The sequence below is a fragment of the Roseateles subflavus genome (assembly GCF_030285365.1).
Taxonomy (GTDB): domain Bacteria; phylum Pseudomonadota; class Gammaproteobacteria; order Burkholderiales; family Burkholderiaceae_C; genus Roseateles_B; species Roseateles_B subflavus.
Window position 1 is genome coordinate 734,077 of the sequence record NZ_JASVDS010000002.1, and the last position, 19,744, is coordinate 753,820.

The following is a 19,744-nucleotide window of genomic DNA, read 5'->3' on the forward strand; positions in this document are numbered from 1 at the left end:
CTTGGCCGCGGTGCCGGGCCGTGCGCCAGCCGGCGTGACGGACGGCCGGCAAGCCGGGTGCCTGAGACAATCGCGCCATGACTCTTGCCGAACTGCTCCTGCTGGCCTGCCTGGCCCTGATCGTCGTCCTGCTCGTGCTGGCCCTGCGTCCGCGCCAGCCCTCGGAATCCCCGCAGCTGCAGGCCCTGCTGCAGGGACAGGAAGCGCAGAGCCGCCAGACGGAGCGCCTGGAGCGCGAGCTGCGCGAGGAGCTGCAGCGCAGCAGCACGGCGCTGCGGCAGGAGACGCTCGGCCAGCTGGCGCAGTTCCAGCAGGCGCTGATGGGGCAGAGCGGCGACGCCGTGCGGACGCAGAACGAGCAGATCGACAGCCTGCGCGTGCAGCTCGCGAGCCTGCAGACCGCGCTGTCGCAGGGCCTGCAGGCCACGACGCAGTCGCTGGCGGCGCAGGCCCTGGCCGCGCGCGAGGCGCAGGACGCGGCCCAGCTGCGCAGCAGCCAGGCGCAGGCCGAGAGCCTGGCCCAGCTCGCGCAGGGCCTGCGTGAGCAGCTCAAGCAGCTGCAGCAGGGCAACGAGCAGCGCCTGGCGGAGCTGCGTCTCACCGTCGAGCAGCGCCTGCAGTCCATCCAGCAGGACAACGAGAAGAAGCTCGAGCAGATGCGGGCCACCGTCGACGAGAAGCTGCACGCCACGCTGGAGCAGCGCCTCGGCGAGAGCTTCAAGCAGGTGGCCGACCGCCTGGAGCAGGTCCACAAGGGCCTCGGGGAGATGCAGAACCTGGCGCGGGACGTCGGCTCGCTCAACCGCGTGCTGACCAATGTGAAGACGCGTGGCATCTTCGGCGAGGTGCAGCTGGCCGGTCTGCTGGAGCAGGTCTTCACGCCCGAGCAGTACGCGTCCAATGTGGCCACGCTGCCGGGCTCCAGCGAGCGTGTGGAGTTCGCGATCAAGCTGCCGGGCCAGCGCGAGGACGGCGCGCCGCTGTGGCTGCCGATCGACGCCAAGTTCCCCCGCGAGGACTACGAGCGCCTCCTGGAGGCCCAGGACCGCGCCGACGCGGCGGCCGTCGAGCAGGCCGCCAAGGCCATCGAGGCACGCCTGCGCCTGGAGGCCCGCACCATCCGCGAGAAGTACATCGGCCCGCCGCACACCACGGACTTCGGCATGCTCTTCGTGCCCACGGAAGGCCTCTACGCCGAGGCCCTGCGCCGCCCCGGCCTGGTCGAGGCGCTGCAGCGCGAGCACAAGGTGATGCTGGTCGGCCCGACGACGCTGCTGGCGACGCTGTCCAGCCTGCAGATGGGCTTCCGCACGCTGGCGCTGGAGAAGCGATCGGCCGAGGTGTGGGAGGTGCTGGGCGCCGTCAAGACAGAGTTCGGCAAGTTCGGCGACGTGCTGGCCAAGACCAAGAAGAAGCTGGAAGAGGCGAGCAACACCATCGATGCCGCCGAGGTCCGCACCCGCGCCATGACGCGCAAGCTCAAGACCGTGGAGGCGCTGCCCGAGGACAGCACCCAGCGCCTGCTGGCCCTGGGCCTCGCGGACGCCGGTGAGGACGAGCCCGCATGACGGACCCCGAGCCCGCCGCGCCTGACGATCCTGCCGCCACGAAGGCCTCGCTGAGCGCCGCCTTTCCCTGGGTCATCACCAGCCTGATTGCGGTGCACGCGTGCATGTCCGTCACGCGCGTGGCCGCGAGCCTGTGGGTGCTGCGCGAGGGGCACGGAGAGATGGCCGTCGGCCTGCTGCTGAGTCTGTTCGCGCTGGCGCCCATCGTCCTGGCCCTGTGGGCGGGGCGCCTCGCGGACCGGCATGGCTTCCATCGCCCGGTGGGCCTCGGCGTCTGCATGGCGGGCGCGGGGGCGCTGGTGGCCTGGGGCTCGATGCAGCTGTGGGCGATCGCGCTGAGCGGCCTGCTGAGCGGCGGTGCCGTGGCGGTGGCGGCCGTGGCCATCCAGCGCGAGGCCGGGCTGATGGCCTCGGGGCCGTCCGAGCTCAAGAAGGTCTTCAGCTGGGTGGCGCTGGGGCCGGCGCTGTCCAACGCCATCGCGCCCATCCTGACCGGCCTGCTGATCGACCACGCCGGCTTCCGCTGGGCCTTCGCGCTGGCCGTGCTGCTGCCGCCGCTGGCCTGGCTCATCGCCCGGCAGGTGCCGCGCCACACGCCCCCGCCGCAGACGATGGCGGCCCGCCAGCGGCCCGCCTGGGATCTGCTGAAGCTCCAGTCCCTGCGCCGCCTGCTGTTCGTGAACATCATCCTGTCGGCCTGCTGGGACGCGCACAGCTTCGTCGTGCCCGTGGTGGGCCACGCCAAGGGGCTGAGCGCCTCCAGCATCGGCCTGGTGCTCGCCTCGTTCGCGGTGGCGGCCACGGGCGTGCGCCTGGCCATCGTCCGCTGGGGCGAGGCGGTGGAGGAGCTGCGCGCCCTGCGCTGGGCCATGGGTCTGGCCATGCTGATGCTGGCCGTCTATGCCTGGCTGCCGGGCACGCCGGGGCTGATGCTGGGCTCCGCGCTGCTCGGGGTGGCACTCGGTTCCGTGCAGCCCATGGTGCTGTCGATGCTGCACCGCGTGACGCCGCATGACGCCCATGGGCAGGCGCTGGGCCTGCGCATGCTGATGATCAACGCCGCCACGGTGGGCATGCCGGCGGGCTTCGGCCTGCTGGCCGCCGCCACGATCCACGCCGCCCCCATGTGGCTGATGGCCGGGCTGCTGGGCGGCGCCCAATGGCTGGCGCGGGGCATCCGCATCAAGGCCTGAACGGGCCTGACGTCGAGCCTGCGCGGCCCGCATCGCCGCCGCCGGGCTCGCGCCCTCGATCGACAAATGCTTACGGGTGCTCACGGCTCGTGACCGACAAGTCGGAGTGGGCGCGATATCTTCCCGCACCCGCAGGCGATTGCCGCGGGACGTGGCAGCCGAGGAGGGCTGCCGGGCGGCCGCCCCTGTCTGCACACCGGCTCGGATCGAAGCCGTGGCGCCAGGGCGGCGAGGAGATACAGCGAGGAGAGTTTCGAATGGCGACGATTGCCCTGCACGTGGACGGGCAGGCAACCCCCTATCACGTGCACAAGACCCTGCCCTGGTGGCTGCGGCCGATCGGCCAGCCCCTGCCCAGCTACGGGCGGGCCAAGAGTTACGGATTGTGGATCGCCCCGACGAAGACGCTGTCCACCTGGTGGATGCGCCAGGCGGTGGACGCCGTCTTCCTGAACGCCGACGGCACCGTGGCGCGGGTGGTCACGGGCGTGCGCCCGTGGCGCACCGTGCGATGCCAGGAGGCGCGCTCCGTGCTCAAGCTGCGCGCCGGCATGGCCCGCCGCCTGGGGCTGGCGCCGGGGACCGCGCTCGATCTGGCGACCTGATCCCGGCCGCCGCCGGTGTCACGGCGGGCCGGCCGGAGTCACCGCTGCCGCGACCCCTCGGCCGAGGCGTCGCGGGTGCCGCCGTGCGGCCATGCGCACTGACCGCCACTGGCCGCCGTTGAGCGCATCGCCGCCGTCAGGCCGCGACCCCGGGCGTCAGGCGGCCTCGGTCGCCATGCCCTGGTGGCGCAGCAGGGCCTCGATGCTGGGTTCGCGGCCCCGGAAGGCCTTGAAGTTGTCCATGGCGTCGCGCGAACCACCCACTTCCAGGATGTTCTCGAGGTAGCGCCGGCCCACGGCGGGATTGAACACGCCTTCTTCCTCGAAGGCGCTCCAGGCATCGGCCGAGAGCACCTCCGCCCACTTGTAGCTGTAGTAGCCGGCCGAGTAGCCGCCCGCAAAGATGTGGGAGAAGCTGTGCTGGAAGCGGTTGAAGGCGGGCGGCGGGTTGACGGAGACCTCCGCGCGCACCTCGTCCAGCACCTGCTGGATGCGCTGCTCGCTGCCGGGTTCGGCATGCAGGCGCATGTCGAACAGCGCGAACTCGATCTGGCGCAGCGTCTGCAGGCCCGCCTGGTAGTTCTTGGCCGCCACCATCTTGTCGTAGAGGCTGCGGGGCAGCGGCTCGCCGGTGTCCACATGGCGGGAGAGCTGCTGCAGCACCTCCCATTCCCAGCAGAAGTTCTCCATGAACTGGCTCGGGAGCTCGACGGCGTCCCATTCCACGCCGGAGATGCCCGAGACGCCGGCTTCCTCGACCTGCGTCAGCAGATGGTGCAGGCCATGGCCAACCTCGTGGAAGAGGGTGGTGACGTCGTCATGGGTCAGCAGGGCCGGCTTGTCGCCCACGGGGGATGCGAAGTTGCACACCAGGTGCGCCACCGGCAGCTGCAGCATGCCCTCGGGGCGGCGCCAGCGGCCGCGCACCTCGTCCATCCAGGCGCCGGGGCGCTTGCCGGTGCGGGCGTAGAGGTCCAGGTAGACCTGCCCGATGACGGCCCCCTGGCGCTCCAGGCGGTAGAAGCGCACGGACTCATGCCAGACCTCGGCCGTATCCGCCACCAGGCGCACGCCGAAGACGCGTTCCAGGATGCTGAACAGGCCCTCGAGCACGCGCGGGAGGGTCAGGTATTGCTTCACCTCCTGGTCGCTGAAGGCGTAGCGGGCCATCTTCAGCTTCTCGGAGACGTAGGCCTGGTCCCAGGCCTTGAGCTCGCCGTCCGGGAACTCGGCGGCCAGCTGCTCACGGGCGAAGGCGCGCAGGGCGTCGAGGTCGCGCTGGGCATGCGGGCGCGCCTTGGCGGCCAGCTCGCGCAGGAAGGTCATCACCTGGGCGGGCGATTCCGCCATCTTGGGCACCAGGGAGACCTCGGCGTAGTTCGCATAGCCCAGCAGACGGGCCTCCTCCTGGTGCAGCGCCAGCATCTCCTGCATGAGGGCGCTGTTGTCCCACTCGGGCTTGTCGCCCAGCTCGCTGGCGCGGGTGACGTAGGCCCGGTAGACGCGCTCGCGCAGCGGACGGTGGCTGGCGTACTGCATCACCGGCAGGTAGCAGGGGAAGTGCAGCGTGATCTTGTGCAGGCCGGGCTTGCCGTCGGCCTCGGCGGCCTGGGCCGTCTGGGTGCGCACATCGTCGGGCACGCCCTGCATCTCCTCGGGTGTCGCGTAGTGCGTCCAGCCGTCGGTGGCGTCCATCACGTGCTCGCTGAAGGCCTGGCCCAGCTCGGCCGCGCGTTCCTGGATGGCGGCGAATCGCGTCTTGGCCTCGCCCTGCAGGTCGGCGCCGGAGAGCACGAAGTCGCGGATCCAGTGCCGCAGCGCCTGCTGCCGTGCGGCATTCAGCGTGGCGCCCTGCGTCTGCTGGATGGCCTTGTACTTGGCGAAGAGCGTCTCGTCGGCGCCCAGGCCCGTGTAGAACTCCGTCACCGCGGGCAGCATGGCGTTGTAGGCCTCGCGCAGCGCGGGCGTGTTGGCCACGGCGTTGAGGTGGCTGACCGCGCCCCAGGCCACGGACAGCCGCTCGGTGGCGGTGCTCAGGAGGCGCTCCAGGGTGTCGAAGTCCGCCGGGGTGGTCGGTGCCGTCGCGTCGGCCTGGGCCTGCCGCGCGCCGGCCAGCAGTTCGGTGATGGCCGGCTGGATGTGCTCCGGGCGGATGCTCGCGAAGGCGGGCAGGGGGGCGGTACTGAGCAGCGGGTTGTTCAAGGGATCTCCCTGGGCGCGGGTGCCTCTGGTGGTGTCGATGGTACGCGGGCAGGCGCGCCGGCTCCCGCGAGCCCGGCACGCCCCTGGACGCTGCGGGGACTCAGCGGCCCGCCGCCGCGCGCTCGGCCGATTCCATGGTGTTGACCAGCAGCATCGTGATGGTCATGGGGCCCACGCCGCCCGGCACCGGGGTCAGGTAGCCGGCCACGGGCAGCAGGCCGTCGAAGTCGACGTCCCCGCAGAGCTTGCCTTCGTCATTGCGGTTCATGCCGACATCGATCACGACGGCGCCAGGCTTGATCATGTCGGCGGTCAGCACGTTGCGCTTGCCCACGGCCGCCACGACCACATCGGCCTGGCGCGTCATGGCGGCGAGGTCGGCCGTGCCGCTGTGGCAGATGGTGACGGTGGCATTGGCCTGCAGCAGCATCATGGCCATGGGCTTGCCGACGATGTTGGAGCGGCCGATCACCACGGCATGCTTGCCGCGCAGGTCCTTCATGCCGATGCTCTCCAGCATCTTCATGCAGCCATAGGGCGTGCAGGCCTTGAAACCGGTCTCGCCGACCATCAGCGCGCCGGCCGAGGCGACGTGGAAACCGTCGACATCCTTCAGCGGCGAGATGGCCTCGATGACCTTGTGATCGTCGATGTGCTTGGGCAGGGGCAGCTGCACGAGGATGCCGTGGATGGCCGGGTCGGCGTTGAGCGCCTCGACGCGGGCCAGCAGCTCGGCCTCGGTCAGGGCGGCGTCGTACTTCTCGAGCACCGAGTGGAAGCCGACGTCCTCGCAGGCCTTCACCTTGTTGCGCACATAGACCTGGCTGGCGGGGTTGTCGCCCACGAGGATCACGGCGAGGCCGGGCTTGATGCCTTGAGGGGCGAGGGCGGCGGCGCGCTGCGCCACCTCCGTGCGAAGCTGCTTGGAGAGGGCGACACCGTCGATGAGGGTTGCGGTCATGGGTGAAAAGGCTCCGGAGAATGCAAAAAGCCGCTGGGTTGTCAGCGGCTTTTCCGAGATGGGACGGGGGTCAGGCCTTGGGCTGGCCAGAGGCACCGAGGGCGATCTTGAGCAGGTCGGCGACGGTGTTGGCGTTGAGCTTCTCCATGATGTTGGCGCGGTGCGCCTCCACCGTCTTGATGCTGATGCCCAGGTCGTCGGCGATCTGCTTGTTCAGGCGGCCGGCGACGATGCGCTCCAGCACCTGCGCCTCGCGCGTCGTCAGGCGGGACAGCAGGGCGTCGCGGCTGGCGGCTTCCTGGTGCTGCGAGAACTCGACGCGGGCCTGCTCCAGCATGCGCTCGACGAGGGCCAGCAGCTCCTCTTCCTTGAAGGGCTTCTCGATGAAGTCCATCGCGCCCTTCTTCATGGTGTTCACGGCCATCGGGACGTCACCGTGGCCGGTGATGAACACGGCGGGCAGCGGGCTCTTGCGCTCCAGCAGCTTGTCCTGCAGGTCCAGGCCGCTCATGCCTTCCATGCGCACGTCGGTGATCAGGCAGGCGACTTCGCGGGGGTCGTAGCGGCTCAAGAAGGACTCGGCGGAATCGAAGCACTTCACGCGGTAGTCCTTGCCCTCCAGCAGCCATTGCAGGGAATCTCGCACTGCTTCATCGTCATCGACAACGTAGACGGTACCCTTCTTCGGAATCAGGCTCATGGTGTTTCGGCAGTGTTTGAGGCAGTGCCCGGCGCCTCGTGGCGCGGGATTTCGACGGGGATGGTGAAGGAGAACCTGCACCCCACGATCGCCGAGCCATTGTATAAGTTCTCAGCGCGGATCCGGCCCTGGTGGGACTCCACGATAGACCGGCATAACCCTAGTCCGATGCCCATGCCATCGGCCTTGGTGGAGAAGAAGGCCTCGTACATCCGCACGATGACTTCCTCGGGCAAGCCCGGACCCATGTCGGTCACGGAAAACTCGATGTTGGCCCCCAGCTCCGGCGTGTGTTTGGGCACGACGCGCAGCTCGATGTGGCGGCGCGAGACCGGCAGCCCGGCGTTGTCGATGGCCTCGGCGGCGTTCTTGAGCAGGTTCATCAGCACCTGCTCGATCAGGATGGGATCGACCATCAGCGTCGGCAGGCGCTGCGCCACATAGGTGTGGATGGCCACGTTGCGGCGGCGCAGCTCGATGCCGGCCAGCTCGACGGCATCCTCGACGATGTCATGCGCCTGCGAGGGCGCGCGCTGCGGCTCGCTGCGCTTCACGAAGTTGCGGATGCGGTGAATGATCTGCCCGGCCCGCTGCGCCTGCTTGGCCGTCTTCTCGAGCGCGGCGAGCAGGTCGTCCTTGCCGATCTGGTCGTTGCGCACGCGCGAGACCATGCCGTTGCAGTAGTTCGTGATGGCGGTCAGCGGCTGGTTCAGCTCGTGCGCCACGCTCGAGGCCATCTCGCCCATCGTCATCAGGCGGCTCGTGACCTGGGCCTTCTCGGCCTGCTGCGCGGCCTGCTCCTCCGCACGGCGGCGGGCCGTGATGTCGGTCGCGATCAGCATCTGCGCCAGGCGGCCGTCCGTCCACTGCAGGTAGCGCGCACGCACGTCGAACCACATCTCCAGGCTGTCGATGTAGACCTCGCGCGGGTCCGCGCCCACTTCCATCAGCGGCTGCGCGGGCAGGCCGGAGTAGTCGTCGACCTCCTCGTCGTGGTCCGGGTCCTCCTTGCTGCGGCTGAGCTGCCCGCCGGCCAGCATCGCGTGGCCCTTGGGGTCGGCGCCGAACCACAGCCGGTAGCTGCGGTTGGCGAAGAGCAGCTCGCCCTGCTGCACGGACAGCACCGACACCGCCGCATCGAGGCCTTCCAGCACGGTCGTGAAGCGCTCATGCGAGGCCGAGAGCTGGTCGCGCACCCGCTTGGCCTCGGTGATGTTGGTCATCGAGGTCATCCAGCCCGTCTGCTTGCCCTTGGGGTCGATCAGGGGCGAGACGTACATGCGGGCGTCGAAGGTGGTGCCGTCCTTGCGCATGACCTTCACCTCGGCACCGCCGGCCGGGCTGCGGCCCTGGATCTCCTGCTGCAGCAGGCGGGCGTTCTCCTCGTAGCGGTCGGGGGGCCAGTAGGGGAAGGGCGGCTTGCGGCCGATCAGCTCGCCTTCCGAGAAGCCCGTCATCGCGCAGAAGGCGGGGTTCACGTAGGAGATGCGCGACTCCATGTCCATGGCGCGCATGCCGGTGAGCATGGAGTTCTCCATGGCCCGGCGGAAGTTGGTCTCGTTGATGAGCGCGTTCTGCGCCTGCATGCGGCGGCGCATGTGCTTCCAGGTGCCCAGCAGCATCCAGACGGTCAGCACCGACAGCGCCACCACCATCCAGAAGAGCGTGTTGGAGATCAGGCCCACCGAGGTGCGGTAGCCCTGGCCGCGCAGCACTAGACCATTGAAGGCCGGCGCCAGCGGCACCTCGTGGAAGATGGACGGCTTCTTGAGCTTCTGCCCCGGCATGGGCGTGACGGTGCTGGCCACGACGAGGTCGCGCGAGTCCAGCACGGCGATGGCGTGGCGCACGGCGACGTCGGACGGCACGTAGTAGCGCAGCAGGCCCTCCACCGTGTACTCGGCGATCAGCACGCCGGAGAAGCCCGTGCGGTCGATCAGCGGCACCTGGATCTGGAAGACCATGGTGTTGTTGGCGTCGCTGAAGGCCTGGGAGTAGGCCGGCTGGCGGCGCTCCTTGACGAGCTGGAAGACGCTCTCGGCGGCGCTGCCGGGGGTGCCGGCCGGCATGGACGGATCGCCGCCGTCCAGGGCCATGAGGCTGTCCGCCTGGTAGCCCGCGGCGCTGACGCTGGCGCGCCGCTCGCGGCGGTTGCTGAGCCAGGTCACGTGGGTGATCTCGGGCCGGTCGCGCGCCCAGGTGCTGGCCTGGGTGTTGAACTCGTGGGTGTCGGTCGCGCGGGTGGCGATCTCCCGGGCGATGCGCACCAGCTGCTCCTGGTTCTCGATCAGACGCAGCTGGATCTGTTTCTGGGCGATCTCAGTGTCGCGCTTGACGGCCTCCTGCTCGCGCTCTATTTCCTCGTTACGCAGGTACCAGAAGGCCAGGATGATGGCCGCCAGGAACAGCAGGACGGAGATCAGGGGGCCGAGTGTGGCGAAGCGGTCCTGGCGGGAAGGGGACTGGCGGCGCCACCATGTGGTGGCCAGCAAACGCAGGGGCTGAGACCAGCGACGAAGCTGGCTCTTGACATCAAAACGCGAAGACATGGCGCGGATTATCGGGCGGCGGCACCGGTGGCCGTCAGCGAGCAATCCCTTTGACCGCCCATTCGCGGTGATTGGAATTGCACAATGTGAAACGCTATCGCACGATTTGGAAAAATCGGGGAGGCTGTGCGACACTCCGGCCGGAACTTCGGCGGGCCCCGGGATTGCTGCGTCTGTGGCGGCAATTGGCGGCGGTCAAGCCTGGCATCCACATCGCGACACCCGAGATTTGCAAGGAGACAGCATGTCCGCGCAGCCCCAGTCCCTCCCAGGCGCAGCCGCCCAAGATATCGACGCCCTCGAGACCAAGGAATGGCTCGACGCGCTGTCCGCCGTCATCGGTGAGGAAGGAGGCGAGCGCGCCCACTTCCTGCTCAACACGCTGATCGACCACGCCCGGCAGTCGGGCATCGACGTGCCCTTCTCGGCCCACACGCCGTACATCAACACGATCCCGGCCGACCAGGAAGCCCGCTGCCCCGGCAACATCGAGATCGAGAAGCGCCTGCGCGCCTACATGCGCTGGAACGCCATGGCCATGGTCGTGCGCGCCAACCGCCTGAACCCGGCGGACGGCGGCGACCTCGGCGGCCACATCGGCTCTTTCGCCTCCCTCGCGTCCATGCTGGGCGCCGGCTTCAACCACTTCTGGCACGCCGAGAGCGAGAAGCATGGCGGCGACCTGCTCTACATCCAGGGCCACAGCGCGCCCGGCATCTACGCCCGCGCCTTCCTGGAGGGCCGCCTGAACGAGGCCCAGCTCGACAGCTTCCGCCAGGAAGTCGATGGCAAGGGCCTGTCCAGCTACCCGCACCCCAAGCTGATGCCGGACTTCTGGCAGTTCCCGACGGTCTCGATGGGCCTGGGCCCCTTGATGGCCATCTACCAGGCCCGCTTCCTGAAGTACCTGCACGCCCGCGGCATCGCCGACACCGCCAGCCGCAAGGTCTGGGCCTTCATGGGCGACGGCGAGATGGACGAGCCGGAAAGCCTGGGCGCCATCGGCCTGGCCGCGCGCGAGGGCCTGGACAACCTGGTCTTCGTCATCAACTGCAATCTGCAGCGCCTGGACGGCCCGGTGCGTGGCAACGGCAAGATCATCCAGGAACTGGAAGGCGAGTTCCGCGGCAGCGGCTGGAACGTCATCAAGCTGATCTGGGGCAAGGGCTGGGACGAGCTCCTGGCGCGCGACAAGAGCGGCAAGCTCAAGCAGCTCATGATGGAGACGCTGGACGGCGACTACCAGGCCATGAAGGCCAATGACGGCGCCTACGTCCGCAAGCACTTCTTCGGCAAGTACCCCGAGACCGCCAAGCTCGTCGAGCACATGAGCGACGAGGAGATCTTCGAGCTGCGCCGCGGGGGCCACCAGCCCGAGAAGGTCTACGCCGCCTTCCACGCCGCCCACAACAACGGCACGGGCCAGCCCACGGTGCTGCTGGTCAAGACCGTCAAGGGCTATGGCATGGGCAAGGCCGGTGAAGGCAAGAACACCGTCCACCAGACCAAGAAGCTGACGGACGACGACATCAAGTACATCCGCGACCGCTTCGGCATCCCCGTGCCGGACAGCGAGCTGCCCAAGCTGCCCTACTACAAGCCGGCCGACGACACGCCCGAGATGCGCTACCTGCACGAGCGCCGTCAGGCCCTGGGTGGCTACCTGCCCAAGCGCCGCGTGAAGGCCGACGAGAGCTTCGTCACGCCGCCGCTGGACACCTTCAAGGCCGTGCTGGAGCCCACCGCGGAAGGCCGGGAGATCTCCACGACCCAGGCCTACGTCCGCTTCCTCACGCAGCTGCTGCGCGACAAGGAGCTCGGCCCGCGCGTGGTGCCCATCCTGGTGGACGAGGCCCGCACCTTCGGCATGGAAGGCCTGTTCCGCCAGATCGGCATCTACAACCCCAAGGGCCAGCTCTACACCCCGGTCGACAAGGACCAGGTGATGTACTACCGCGAGGACAAGGCCGGCCAGATCCTGCAGGAAGGCATCAACGAGGCCGGCGGCATGGCCAGCTGGATCGCGGCGGCCACGAGCTACTCGACGAACAACCGGGTGATGATCCCGTTCTACGTCTACTACTCGATGTTCGGCTTCCAGCGCATCGGCGACCTGGCCTGGGCGGCGGGCGACATGCAGGCCCGCGGCTTCCTGCTGGGCGGCACCTCCGGGCGCACGACGCTCAACGGTGAAGGCCTGCAGCACGAGGATGGCCACAGCCACATCCTGGCCGGCACCATCCCGAACTGCATCTCCTACGACCCGACCTTCGCGCACGAAGTCGCCGTGATCATGCACAACGGCCTGAAGCGCATGGTGGAGAACCAGGAGAACGTGTTCTTCTACATCACGCTGCTCAACGAGAACTACCCGATGCCCGGGCTGAAGGCCGGCACCGAGGCGCAGATCCTCAAGGGCATGTACCTGCTGGACGAAGCCCAGGCCGGCAGCGCGCTGCAGGTCAACCTGCTGGGCTCGGGCACCATCCTGCGCGAGTCCATGGCCGCGAAGGAGCTGCTCGAGAAGGACTGGGGCGTCGGCGCCCACATCTGGTCCTGCCCCAGCTTCAACGAGCTGGCCCGCGACGGCCAGGATGCCGAGCGCTGGAACCTCCTGCACCCGACCGAGGCCCCGCGCGCGGCCTACGTCACCCAGCAGCTGTCCAAGACCAGCGGCCCGGTGATCGCCTCGACCGACTACATGAAGAACTACGCCGAGCAGATCCGTGCCTACGTGCCGGCCGGCCGTTCGTACAAGGTGCTGGGCACCGACGGCTTCGGCCGCTCGGACTTCCGCACCAAGCTGCGCGAGCACTTCGAGATCAACCGCCACTACATCGTCGTGGCTGCGCTCAAGAGCCTGGCCGATGAAGGCAAGCTGCCGCTGGCCAAGGTCGCCGAGGCGATTGCGAAGTACGGCATCAAGGCCGACAAGATCAATCCGCTGTACGCCTGATCCCATCCGCATAGCGCAACGAATTCAACGGAGACATCCGCATGGCAATGCTTGAAGTGAAGGTGCCCGACATCGGGGACTTCAAGGACGTGGCAGTGATCGAGCTGCTGGTGAAGGTGGGCGACACGATCTCGGTCGACCAGAGCCTGGTGACCGTGGAGAGCGACAAGGCCTCCATGGAGATTCCCTCGACGCACGCGGGCGTGGTCAAGGAAGTGAAGGTCGCCGTGGGCGACAAGGTCAACGAAGGCAGCCTGCTGCTGATCGTGGAAGGGGCGGGCGCTGCGGCGGCTGCGCCTGCGACCGCACCGGTGGCGGCGCCCGCGCCTGCCGCGGCCGCTCCTGCGGCGGCTGCGCCTGCTGCACCGGCGGCCGGTGGCGGCCTGGTGGACGTCGTGGTGCCGGACATCGGCGACTTCGACGAAGTCAGCGTGATCGAGGTCTTCGTGAAGGAAGGCGACACGATCCGCGTCGAGCAGAGCCTGATCACCGTCGAGAGCGACAAGGCCTCGATGGAGATCCCGTCCTCGCATGCCGGCGTCATCAAGGCGCTGAAGGTCAAGCTGGGTGACAAGGTCGCCAAGGGCACGCTGCTGGCCGTGGTGCAGACCGCCGCCGGGGCGGCAGCGCCGGCGGCCAGTGCGCCGGCGGTTGCGCCCGTTGCCGCCCCTGCGGCTGCGCCGGCTGCCGCGCCCGTCGCGGCGAGCGCCAGCGCCGCGCTGCCCGCGCATGACCCGACCGCCAACAAGGGCCGCCTGCCGCACGCCTCGCCCACCATCCGCAAGCTGGCCCGCGAGCTGGGCGTGCCGCTGGACGAGGTCAAGGGCAGCGGTCCCAAGGGCCGCGTGCTGGAGTCCGATGTGCAGGGCTTCGTCAAGGCCGTGATGACCGGGCAGACCCAGACCGCGGCCCAGAAGGCCGCCGCGCCCGCGGGCGGTGCTGCCAGCGGTGGTGGCGCCTTCCCCGGCCTGCTGGCCTGGCCGCAGGTGGACTTTGCCAAGTTCGGCCCCATCGAGCGCAAGGAGATGGGCCGCATCAAGAAGATCTCGGGTGCCAACCTGCACCGCAACTGGGTGGTGATCCCGCACGTCACCAACCACGACGATGCCGACATCACCGACCTCGAGGCCTTCCGCGTGCTCCTGAACAAGGAGAACGAGAAGAGCGGCGTGAAGGTCACCATGCTGGCCTTCATGATCAAGGCCGCCGTGGCCGCGCTCAAGAAGTTCCCCGAGTTCAACGCCAGCCTGGATGGCGACACGCTCGTGATGAAGCAGTACTTCCACATCGGCTTCGCGGCGGACACGCCCAACGGCCTCGTGGTGCCGGTCATCAAGGACGCCGACAAGAAGGGCATCGTCCAGATCAGCCTGGAGATGGCCGAGCTGGCCAAGAAGGCCCGCGACGGCAAGCTGGGCCCGGCGGACATGAGCGGCGGCTGCTTCACGATCTCGTCCCTGGGCGGCATCGGCGGGCGCTACTTCACGCCCATCATCAATGCGCCCGAGGTGGCCATCATGGGCGTGTGCAAGAGCCAGATCGAGCCCAAGTGGGACGGCAAGGCCTTCCAGCCGCGCCTGATGCTGCCGCTGTCGCTGAGCTGGGACCACCGCGTGATCGACGGGGCCGCTGCGGCGCGCTTCAACGTCTATTTCGCCTCTCTGCTGGCCGACTTCCGCCGCATCGCGCTGTAAGCTCGCCCCACCGCAAAGAACCCCCACCGGGCCGGGCCTGCGCGTCATGAGCGCGCGGCCTGCCGCCCCAGGAGACAGACATGGCATTGCAAGAAGTGAAGGTCCCGGACATCGGCGACTTCAAGGACGTGGCCATCATCGAGCTGCTGGTCAAGGCCGGCGACACGGTGAAGGTGGACCAGAGCCTGCTGACCGTCGAGAGCGACAAGGCCTCGATGGAGATCCCCTCGACGCACGCCGGCGTGGTCAAGGAACTGAAGGTGAGCCTGGGTGACAAGGTCAACCAGGGCACGGTGATCCTGATGCTGGACAGCGAAGGCGCTGCCGCGCCGGCGCCGGCTGCGGCCGAGCCTGCGGTGGCCCCGGCGCCGGCGCCGGCCCCTGTTGCCGCAGCACCCGCGGCGCCGCTGCCCGCGGGCAGCTACAGCGGTGCCGCCGACCTCGAGGCCGACGTGCTGGTGCTGGGCGGTGGCCCGGGCGGCTACTCGGCCGCCTTCCGCGCCGCCGACCTCGGCCTGAAGGTCGTGCTGGTCGAGCGCTATGCCACGCTGGGCGGCGTCTGCCTCAACGTGGGCTGCATCCCGTCCAAGGCCCTGCTGCACGTGGCGGCGGTGATGGACGAGGTCAGCCACATGGCCGACCTGGGCGTCGATTTCGGCGCGCCCACCGTCAACATCGACAAGCTGCGCGGCCACAAGGAAAAGGTCATCGGCAAACTGACCGGCGGCCTCTCGCAGATGGCCAAGATGCGCAAGGTCACCGTCGTGCGCGGCTACGGCAGCTTCATCGACCCCTACCACCTGAGCGTGGAAGAGACCACCGGCACGGCCCAGGACAAGACGGGCACGAGCCAGGTGGTGCGCTTCAAGAAGGCCATCATCGCCGCCGGCTCCGCGGCCGTGCGCCTGCCTTTCCTGCCGCAGGACGATCGCATCGTCGACTCCACCGGCGCGCTGCAGCTCCAGGGCACGCCCAAGAAGATGCTGATCATCGGCGGCGGCATCATCGGCCTGGAGATGGGCACCGTCTACTCGACGCTGGGCGCCCGCCTGGACGTGGTCGAGATGATGGACGGCCTGATGCAGGGCGCGGATCGCGACCTGGTCAAGGTCTGGGAGAAGATGAACAAGCCCCGCTTCGACAAGATCATGTTGAAGACCAAGACGGTCGGGGCCGAGGCCACGCCGGAGGGCATCAAGGTGCAGTTCGAGGGCCTGGACGGCACGAAGAGCGAAGGCGTCTACGACTTCGTCCTGCAGGCCGTGGGCCGCACGCCCAACGGCAGGAAGATCGCCGCCGACAAGGCCGGTGTGGCCGTGACGGACCGCGGCTTCATCAACGTCGATGTGCAGATGCGCACCAATGTGCCCAACATCTTTGCCATCGGCGACATCGTCGGCCAGCCCATGCTGGCGCACAAGGCGGTGCATGAGGCGCATGTGGCGGCCGAGGTCATCGCCGGCGAGCTGCTGAACGACGACAAGCTCAGGAAGAGCCAGTTCGACGCCCGCGTGATCCCCAGCGTGGCCTACACCGATCCGGAAGTGGCCTGGGTGGGCCTCACCGAGGAGCAGGCCAAGGCACAGGGTGTCAAGGTCAAGAAGGGCTTGTTCCCGTGGGCCGCCTCGGGCCGCGCCATCGCCAACGGCCGCGACGAGGGCTTCACCAAGCTGCTGTTCGATGAGGAGACGCACCGCATCGTCGGCGGCGGCATCGTCGGCACGCATGCCGGCGACATGATCGGCGAGATCGCCCTGGCCATCGAGATGGGCGCCGACGCCGTGGACATCGGCAAGACCATCCACCCGCACCCGACGCTCGGCGAGAGCATCGGCATGGCCGCCGAGGTGGCGCATGGCAGCTGCACGGACGTGCCGCCGGCGCGCAAGTAAGCCGCTGCGCTGATCGCCTGAGAAGGCCCGGACCGCTCCTGCGGTCCGGGCCTTTGTGCTTCTGGTGCGGGCGATGTTCGCCCGGATCGCAGGCGGGCATGGCTAGCGCCGACCGTGCATTCCCTCGATGAACCCGCTCCGCCGGGGGGCCTCGCTGGCGACGGTGGTGGGGTGACGACCCGCTCAGGGGCCCGGGGACGGTGGGCCCCGCCGGCTCGCCAGGTCCCCATGCGCCTGCGCGGCCATGCCGACTTCCTGTTCACCGACCCGGCCGAGGCGGACCACCTGCTGGCGGCGCTGGGCGCCGAGTCGAGTGCGCTGGAGGGGGGCGTGCGGCCCGGCATGGCGGCGTCGCCGACGCGGCACCTGATGTGCCAGCGGGACCTCGATCCCCACTGGCTGGAGGCCTTGGGTGGGGGCCGTGGACGAGGCCCTGCGGACGCAGGAGCCCTGAGCGACGATCAGCGCATCTGCTCATTCAGGAAGGCCAGCATCCGCGTCCGCGAGGCCTGCTCCGCCGCCGCGTTGCCGCCGACATGGACGCCCTGGCCCGGGTGCACGCCGTTGGGCACGTCCTTGCGCCGCGTGACAGGGGCCGTGGAATCGAAGCCGTGGTACGCGCCCTCGTAGCGCTCGATGGCGATCGGCGCCGAGGCGGGGGCCCGGTCGGCGAGGGCCACGCAGGGGGCGGCGGGCGTCCAGTCGTCGGCCAGGCCCACCAGCAGCTGCAGCGGCGCGCTGGGCCGGTAGCCCCGCTTGAGCTCGGCATCGCAGCCGGGATAGAAGGCCACCAGCGCCCGGGGCCGCGGCCGGGCGGCGGCGACGTCGTCATGCGTCAGGTTGCTGGCGGACAGCACCGTGCTGCCGCCGTTGGACCATCCGAGCAGGACCAGGCGGTCGGCGTCCACGTCCTCGCGCTGCGCGAGCCAGGCGAGGGCGCCCAGGGCATCGAGGCGGCGGTTGGCCATGGTCACCGCGCGGGTGCCGATGCGCTGCGTGCAGAGCTCCGACTCGCCGCGTGCGGTGAGCGAATCCAGCACCAGCACATGCCAGCCCTGCTCGCGGAGCAGCCCGGCGTAGTGCCGCATGCGCGAGGCCAGACGGCCCTGCCGGTCGTACGGCCCGCCGCAGCCATGCAGCAGCACGAGGGCGGGGCGTCGGCCCTCGCCGGGAGCGGTAAACCAGAAGCCATCCAGTTCCAGCGGCCGGGCGCCGCGTGACTCGAGGCTGGGCACGAGGACCTGGACCGGCGCGCCGGGTGCGGCGGCTTTTGTGGAGGCAGGTGTGGCGGCCGGGGCCGCGCCGCCCGTCATCGGCGCCAGGGCCAGGGCGCACAGCAGGCCGGCAAGGCGCCGGCAGCGCCGTGCCATGCTCATTCCACCAGGATGGCGCGGTGCTTCAGCGCCAGGTGGATCTTGTCGGCCAGGGTCTCCTTGTTGAAGGGCTTGACCACATAGCCACAGGCGCCGCCCTTGGCCGCACGCAGGATGTCGTCCTTGCGGCCCTCGGCCGTCACCAGCAGGATGGGGACCTTGCGCAGCGGGCTCTCGGCCGGCTTGGACTGGATGGCCTCCAGCAGCTCAAAGCCGTTCATCTCCGGCATGTTGACGTCACTGAGCACGAAGTGGATGGGCTCGCCGGACTCGGCCGAGAGCTCCAGCTGGCGCAGGGCCATCAGCCCGTTCTCGGCCTCCAGGATCTTCTTGAAGCCGATCTCGCGCAGCAGGCCGCCGATGATGCGCCGCATGGTCGAGAAATCGTCCACCACCAGAAAAGTGAAATCCTCGCGCTTGACCGTCGTCACCATGGGTCGCCACTCCGAAAAGCAGAAGCGTAACGCGGGCCGGCGCCGCGCGCGGGGGCTGCGTCGCGGTCGCGAGCAAAAGTGCCGGGCCTTCGCCGCGGCAGCTGGCGCCGGCGCGTCGCCAGGGGGGCGGCGGGATCCCCCCGTGTGTCGCGGGGCCAACGCCCGGGCCCGGCGAGGGGGAGGGCAGGGATTTCCTGTCGCCTCGATGGAGCGGGCCCGCCCGGAGCGCGCTTCAGCCTCGCTACACTTGGCGGGGCCCGGTCATGGGCACACAAGAGGTAGCCCCGGCCTGGGGCGACGGCGAGCAAGCACGGCCCGGTTCGACCGAGGCACTTGGGGTAGGGCATGAAGGACACGAGAACGCTGTACGAGCTGCTGGGGGTGCGACGGGAGGCCACGGCCACCGAGATCCGGACCGGCTATCGACTGGAGCTGGATGCGCTCGAGGCGCTGCGCGCCACGCTGCCGAAGCAGGACTTCGACGACCGCGTGCAGCTGCTGCGCGTCGCGTACACCACGCTCAACGACCCGATTTCCCGTGCAGGCTATGACGCCGACCTCGACGCCGCCGCCAAGGCCGCAGCCGCGGGCTACGGGTCGGGGGCTCTGGCGACGATCGGGGGGCCGTCCGCCGGCACCCGTGCGGACGCGCTGGGCCTGCGCGCGGATGCCCTGGCGCTGCGTGCGGATGCCCTGATGGCGCGAGCGGACATCGGCGCCGCCTCGGCCCGTCCCGACGGCCTCTTCAGCGATTGGCCGCCCGGCATGGCCCGCCTGCTGGGCTATGCGCTGCTGGTGGCGCTGCTGATCGGCGTGTCCATGGGCGTGTCCCGCTGCTCCACCAAGAGCGCCCGCGCCCAGATCGAGGCACGGGAGGCCCAGGAGCGCCGCGCCTCGGAACAGGCCGCGCTGCAGGACTACTACCAGACCCACGGCGTGCGTCCGGCCAACCGCGCCGAGATGGAGATGCTGGAGGCCGAGCGCCGCCGCCGCGAGAATCTGGAGCGCCAGACCAGCGTGGACAACCAGCGGGCCGAGGAGCAGCAGCGCCGCATCGACGAGGAAAACCGCCGGCGGGGCGACGAGACGACCCGCGAGGTGCAGCGGGCCATGGCCGAGCAGGCCGAGGAGCAGCAGCGGCTGAAGTTCGAGGCCGAACAGCTGGCGCTCGAGATCTCGCTGACGAACAACGAATACGACCGCAAACGCCTGCAGCTGCGCCTGAAGCAGCTCAAGGAGCGGATGAACACCCCATGAGCCCGCGCCGTCGCGCCCTCGCCAGCCTGGCTGGCCTTGCGATGATGCCGGCCCTGCTGGCGGCCTGTCAGAAGAAGCTGGAGGCCGCGCAGTTCGTGGGGCAGTGGAAGTCCTCGCGGCTGGCCCTGACCCCGATGCACCTGCTGCCCAACGGCGAATGGGAGATCCGCACGCCCGAGGGCAAGGTCCTGCAGTACGGCCTGTGGCAGCTGGACGGGCAGCGCCTGGTCTGGACCTTCCGGGACGACAACGGCGACCTCGCCCGGGACGTCAACGCCGTGGTGTCCGTGGACGCCCGACGCTTCGTACTGCTCGAGCGGGACGGCTCGCAGACCACCTTTGACCGCCAGGACTGACGGC

At 69.4% G+C, this 19,744-nt stretch carries 14 protein-coding genes; 8 read left to right on the forward strand and 6 right to left on the reverse strand.

Annotated elements, in window-relative coordinates; genetic code table 11:
- Positions 1-77 precede the first annotated feature (77 nt).
- From QRD43_RS09100 to QRD43_RS09110, 3 genes are all read left to right on the forward strand, one after another.
- Positions 78-1,568: a DNA recombination protein RmuC gene (locus QRD43_RS09100; RefSeq protein WP_285982166.1), complete on the forward strand. Its 1,491-nt coding sequence runs from the start codon at positions 78-80 to the stop codon at positions 1,566-1,568.
- Positions 1,565-2,761 carry an MFS transporter gene (locus tag QRD43_RS09105; protein WP_285982167.1) on the forward strand — a complete coding sequence of 399 codons (1,197 nt, stop codon included), beginning with the start codon at positions 1,565-1,567 and terminating at the stop codon, positions 2,759-2,761. The genes QRD43_RS09100 and QRD43_RS09105 overlap by 4 nt, the downstream gene beginning before the upstream one ends.
- Before the next feature lie 257 nt (positions 2,762-3,018).
- Positions 3,019-3,366: a DUF192 domain-containing protein gene (locus QRD43_RS09110; RefSeq protein WP_285982168.1), complete on the forward strand. Its 348-nt coding sequence runs from the start codon at positions 3,019-3,021 to the stop codon at positions 3,364-3,366.
- Positions 3,367-3,522: 156 nt separating this feature from the next.
- Here the strand turns inward: QRD43_RS09110 and QRD43_RS09115 are convergent, their stop codons facing one another.
- The 4 genes from QRD43_RS09115 to QRD43_RS09130 all read right to left on the reverse strand — a co-directional run bounded on the left by QRD43_RS09115 (position 3,523) and on the right by QRD43_RS09130 (position 9,778).
- Positions 3,523-5,568 carry a M3 family metallopeptidase gene (locus QRD43_RS09115; protein WP_285982169.1) on the reverse strand — a complete coding sequence of 682 codons (2,046 nt, stop codon included), beginning with the start codon at positions 5,566-5,568 and terminating at the stop codon, positions 3,523-3,525.
- A gap of 100 nt (positions 5,569-5,668) precedes the next feature.
- Positions 5,669-6,529: a bifunctional methylenetetrahydrofolate dehydrogenase/methenyltetrahydrofolate cyclohydrolase FolD gene (gene folD / locus QRD43_RS09120; RefSeq protein WP_285982170.1), complete on the reverse strand. Its 861-nt coding sequence runs from the start codon at positions 6,527-6,529 to the stop codon at positions 5,669-5,671.
- A 70-nt stretch (positions 6,530-6,599) separates the two neighbouring features.
- Positions 6,600-7,229 carry a response regulator transcription factor gene (locus QRD43_RS09125; protein ID WP_285982171.1) on the reverse strand — a complete coding sequence of 210 codons (630 nt, stop codon included), beginning with the start codon at positions 7,227-7,229 and terminating at the stop codon, positions 6,600-6,602.
- On the reverse strand, positions 7,226-9,778 hold the full coding sequence (locus QRD43_RS09130) for a PAS domain S-box protein (protein WP_285982172.1): 2,553 nt from the start codon (positions 9,776-9,778) through the stop codon (positions 7,226-7,228). The genes QRD43_RS09125 and QRD43_RS09130 overlap by 4 nt, the downstream gene beginning before the upstream one ends.
- A gap of 244 nt (positions 9,779-10,022) precedes the next feature.
- On the opposite strand from QRD43_RS09130, the gene aceE reads away from it, so the two are divergent.
- The 3 genes from aceE to lpdA all read left to right on the forward strand — a co-directional run bounded on the left by aceE (position 10,023) and on the right by lpdA (position 16,320).
- Complete coding sequence (gene aceE, locus QRD43_RS09135; protein WP_285982173.1) at positions 10,023-12,734, forward strand: pyruvate dehydrogenase (acetyl-transferring), homodimeric type; 2,712 nt, start codon at positions 10,023-10,025, stop codon at positions 12,732-12,734.
- 41 nt (positions 12,735-12,775) lie between these two features.
- Entirely contained in the window at positions 12,776-14,428 is a 1,653-nt protein-coding gene (gene aceF, locus QRD43_RS09140; RefSeq protein ID WP_285982174.1) for a dihydrolipoyllysine-residue acetyltransferase, read from the forward strand.
- Positions 14,429-14,508: 80 nt separating this feature from the next.
- Positions 14,509-16,320 (forward strand): dihydrolipoyl dehydrogenase, encoded by a 1,812-nt coding sequence (lpdA, locus tag QRD43_RS09145; protein WP_285982175.1) that lies wholly within the window; start codon positions 14,509-14,511, stop codon positions 16,318-16,320.
- A 461-nt stretch (positions 16,321-16,781) separates the two neighbouring features.
- On the opposite strand, the gene QRD43_RS09150 is transcribed toward lpdA, so the two are convergent.
- Positions 16,782-17,690, reverse strand: a complete 909-nt coding sequence (locus QRD43_RS09150) for a dienelactone hydrolase family protein (protein ID WP_285982176.1) — start codon at positions 17,688-17,690, stop codon at positions 16,782-16,784.
- Positions 17,691-17,692: 2 nt separating this feature from the next.
- Positions 17,693-18,127 carry a response regulator gene (locus QRD43_RS09155; protein ID WP_285982177.1) on the reverse strand — a complete coding sequence of 145 codons (435 nt, stop codon included), beginning with the start codon at positions 18,125-18,127 and terminating at the stop codon, positions 17,693-17,695.
- 345 nt (positions 18,128-18,472) lie between these two features.
- Here QRD43_RS09155 and QRD43_RS09160 point away from each other — a divergent pair, with 345 nt between their 5' ends.
- Together QRD43_RS09160 and QRD43_RS09165 are read left to right on the forward strand one after the other, a co-directional pair.
- On the forward strand, positions 18,473-19,384 hold the full coding sequence (locus QRD43_RS09160) for a J domain-containing protein (RefSeq protein WP_285982178.1): 912 nt from the start codon (positions 18,473-18,475) through the stop codon (positions 19,382-19,384).
- A complete protein-coding gene (locus QRD43_RS09165; protein ID WP_285982179.1) occupies positions 19,381-19,740 on the forward strand; it encodes a hypothetical protein in 360 nt (119 codons plus the stop codon). The genes QRD43_RS09160 and QRD43_RS09165 overlap by 4 nt, the downstream gene beginning before the upstream one ends.
- Positions 19,741-19,744 lie beyond the last annotated feature (4 nt).

Excerpts from the sequence above, each read along its gene's own strand:
- QRD43_RS09100 (WP_285982166.1), top strand. The coding sequence starts at position 78 with ATGACTCTTGCCGAACTGCTCCTGCTGGCCTGCCTGGCCCTGATCGTC.
- aceE (WP_285982173.1), top strand. The coding sequence starts at position 10,023 with ATGTCCGCGCAGCCCCAGTCCCTCCCAGGCGCAGCCGCCCAAGATATC.
- QRD43_RS09130 (WP_285982172.1), bottom strand. The coding sequence starts at position 9,778 with ATGTCTTCGCGTTTTGATGTCAAGAGCCAGCTTCGTCGCTGGTCTCAG.
- folD (WP_285982170.1), bottom strand. The coding sequence starts at position 6,529 with ATGACCGCAACCCTCATCGACGGTGTCGCCCTCTCCAAGCAGCTTCGC.
- QRD43_RS09160 (WP_285982178.1), top strand. The coding sequence starts at position 18,473 with ATGAAGGACACGAGAACGCTGTACGAGCTGCTGGGGGTGCGACGGGAG.
- QRD43_RS09155 (WP_285982177.1), bottom strand. The coding sequence starts at position 18,127 with ATGGTGACGACGGTCAAGCGCGAGGATTTCACTTTTCTGGTGGTGGAC.
- aceF (WP_285982174.1), top strand. The coding sequence starts at position 12,776 with ATGGCAATGCTTGAAGTGAAGGTGCCCGACATCGGGGACTTCAAGGAC.
- QRD43_RS09150 (WP_285982176.1), bottom strand. The coding sequence starts at position 17,690 with ATGGCACGGCGCTGCCGGCGCCTTGCCGGCCTGCTGTGCGCCCTGGCC.
- QRD43_RS09110 (WP_285982168.1), top strand. The coding sequence starts at position 3,019 with ATGGCGACGATTGCCCTGCACGTGGACGGGCAGGCAACCCCCTATCAC.
- QRD43_RS09165 (WP_285982179.1), top strand. The coding sequence starts at position 19,381 with ATGAGCCCGCGCCGTCGCGCCCTCGCCAGCCTGGCTGGCCTTGCGATG.
- lpdA (WP_285982175.1), top strand. The coding sequence starts at position 14,509 with ATGGCATTGCAAGAAGTGAAGGTCCCGGACATCGGCGACTTCAAGGAC.
- QRD43_RS09125 (WP_285982171.1), bottom strand. The coding sequence starts at position 7,229 with ATGAGCCTGATTCCGAAGAAGGGTACCGTCTACGTTGTCGATGACGAT.
- QRD43_RS09105 (WP_285982167.1), top strand. The coding sequence starts at position 1,565 with ATGACGGACCCCGAGCCCGCCGCGCCTGACGATCCTGCCGCCACGAAG.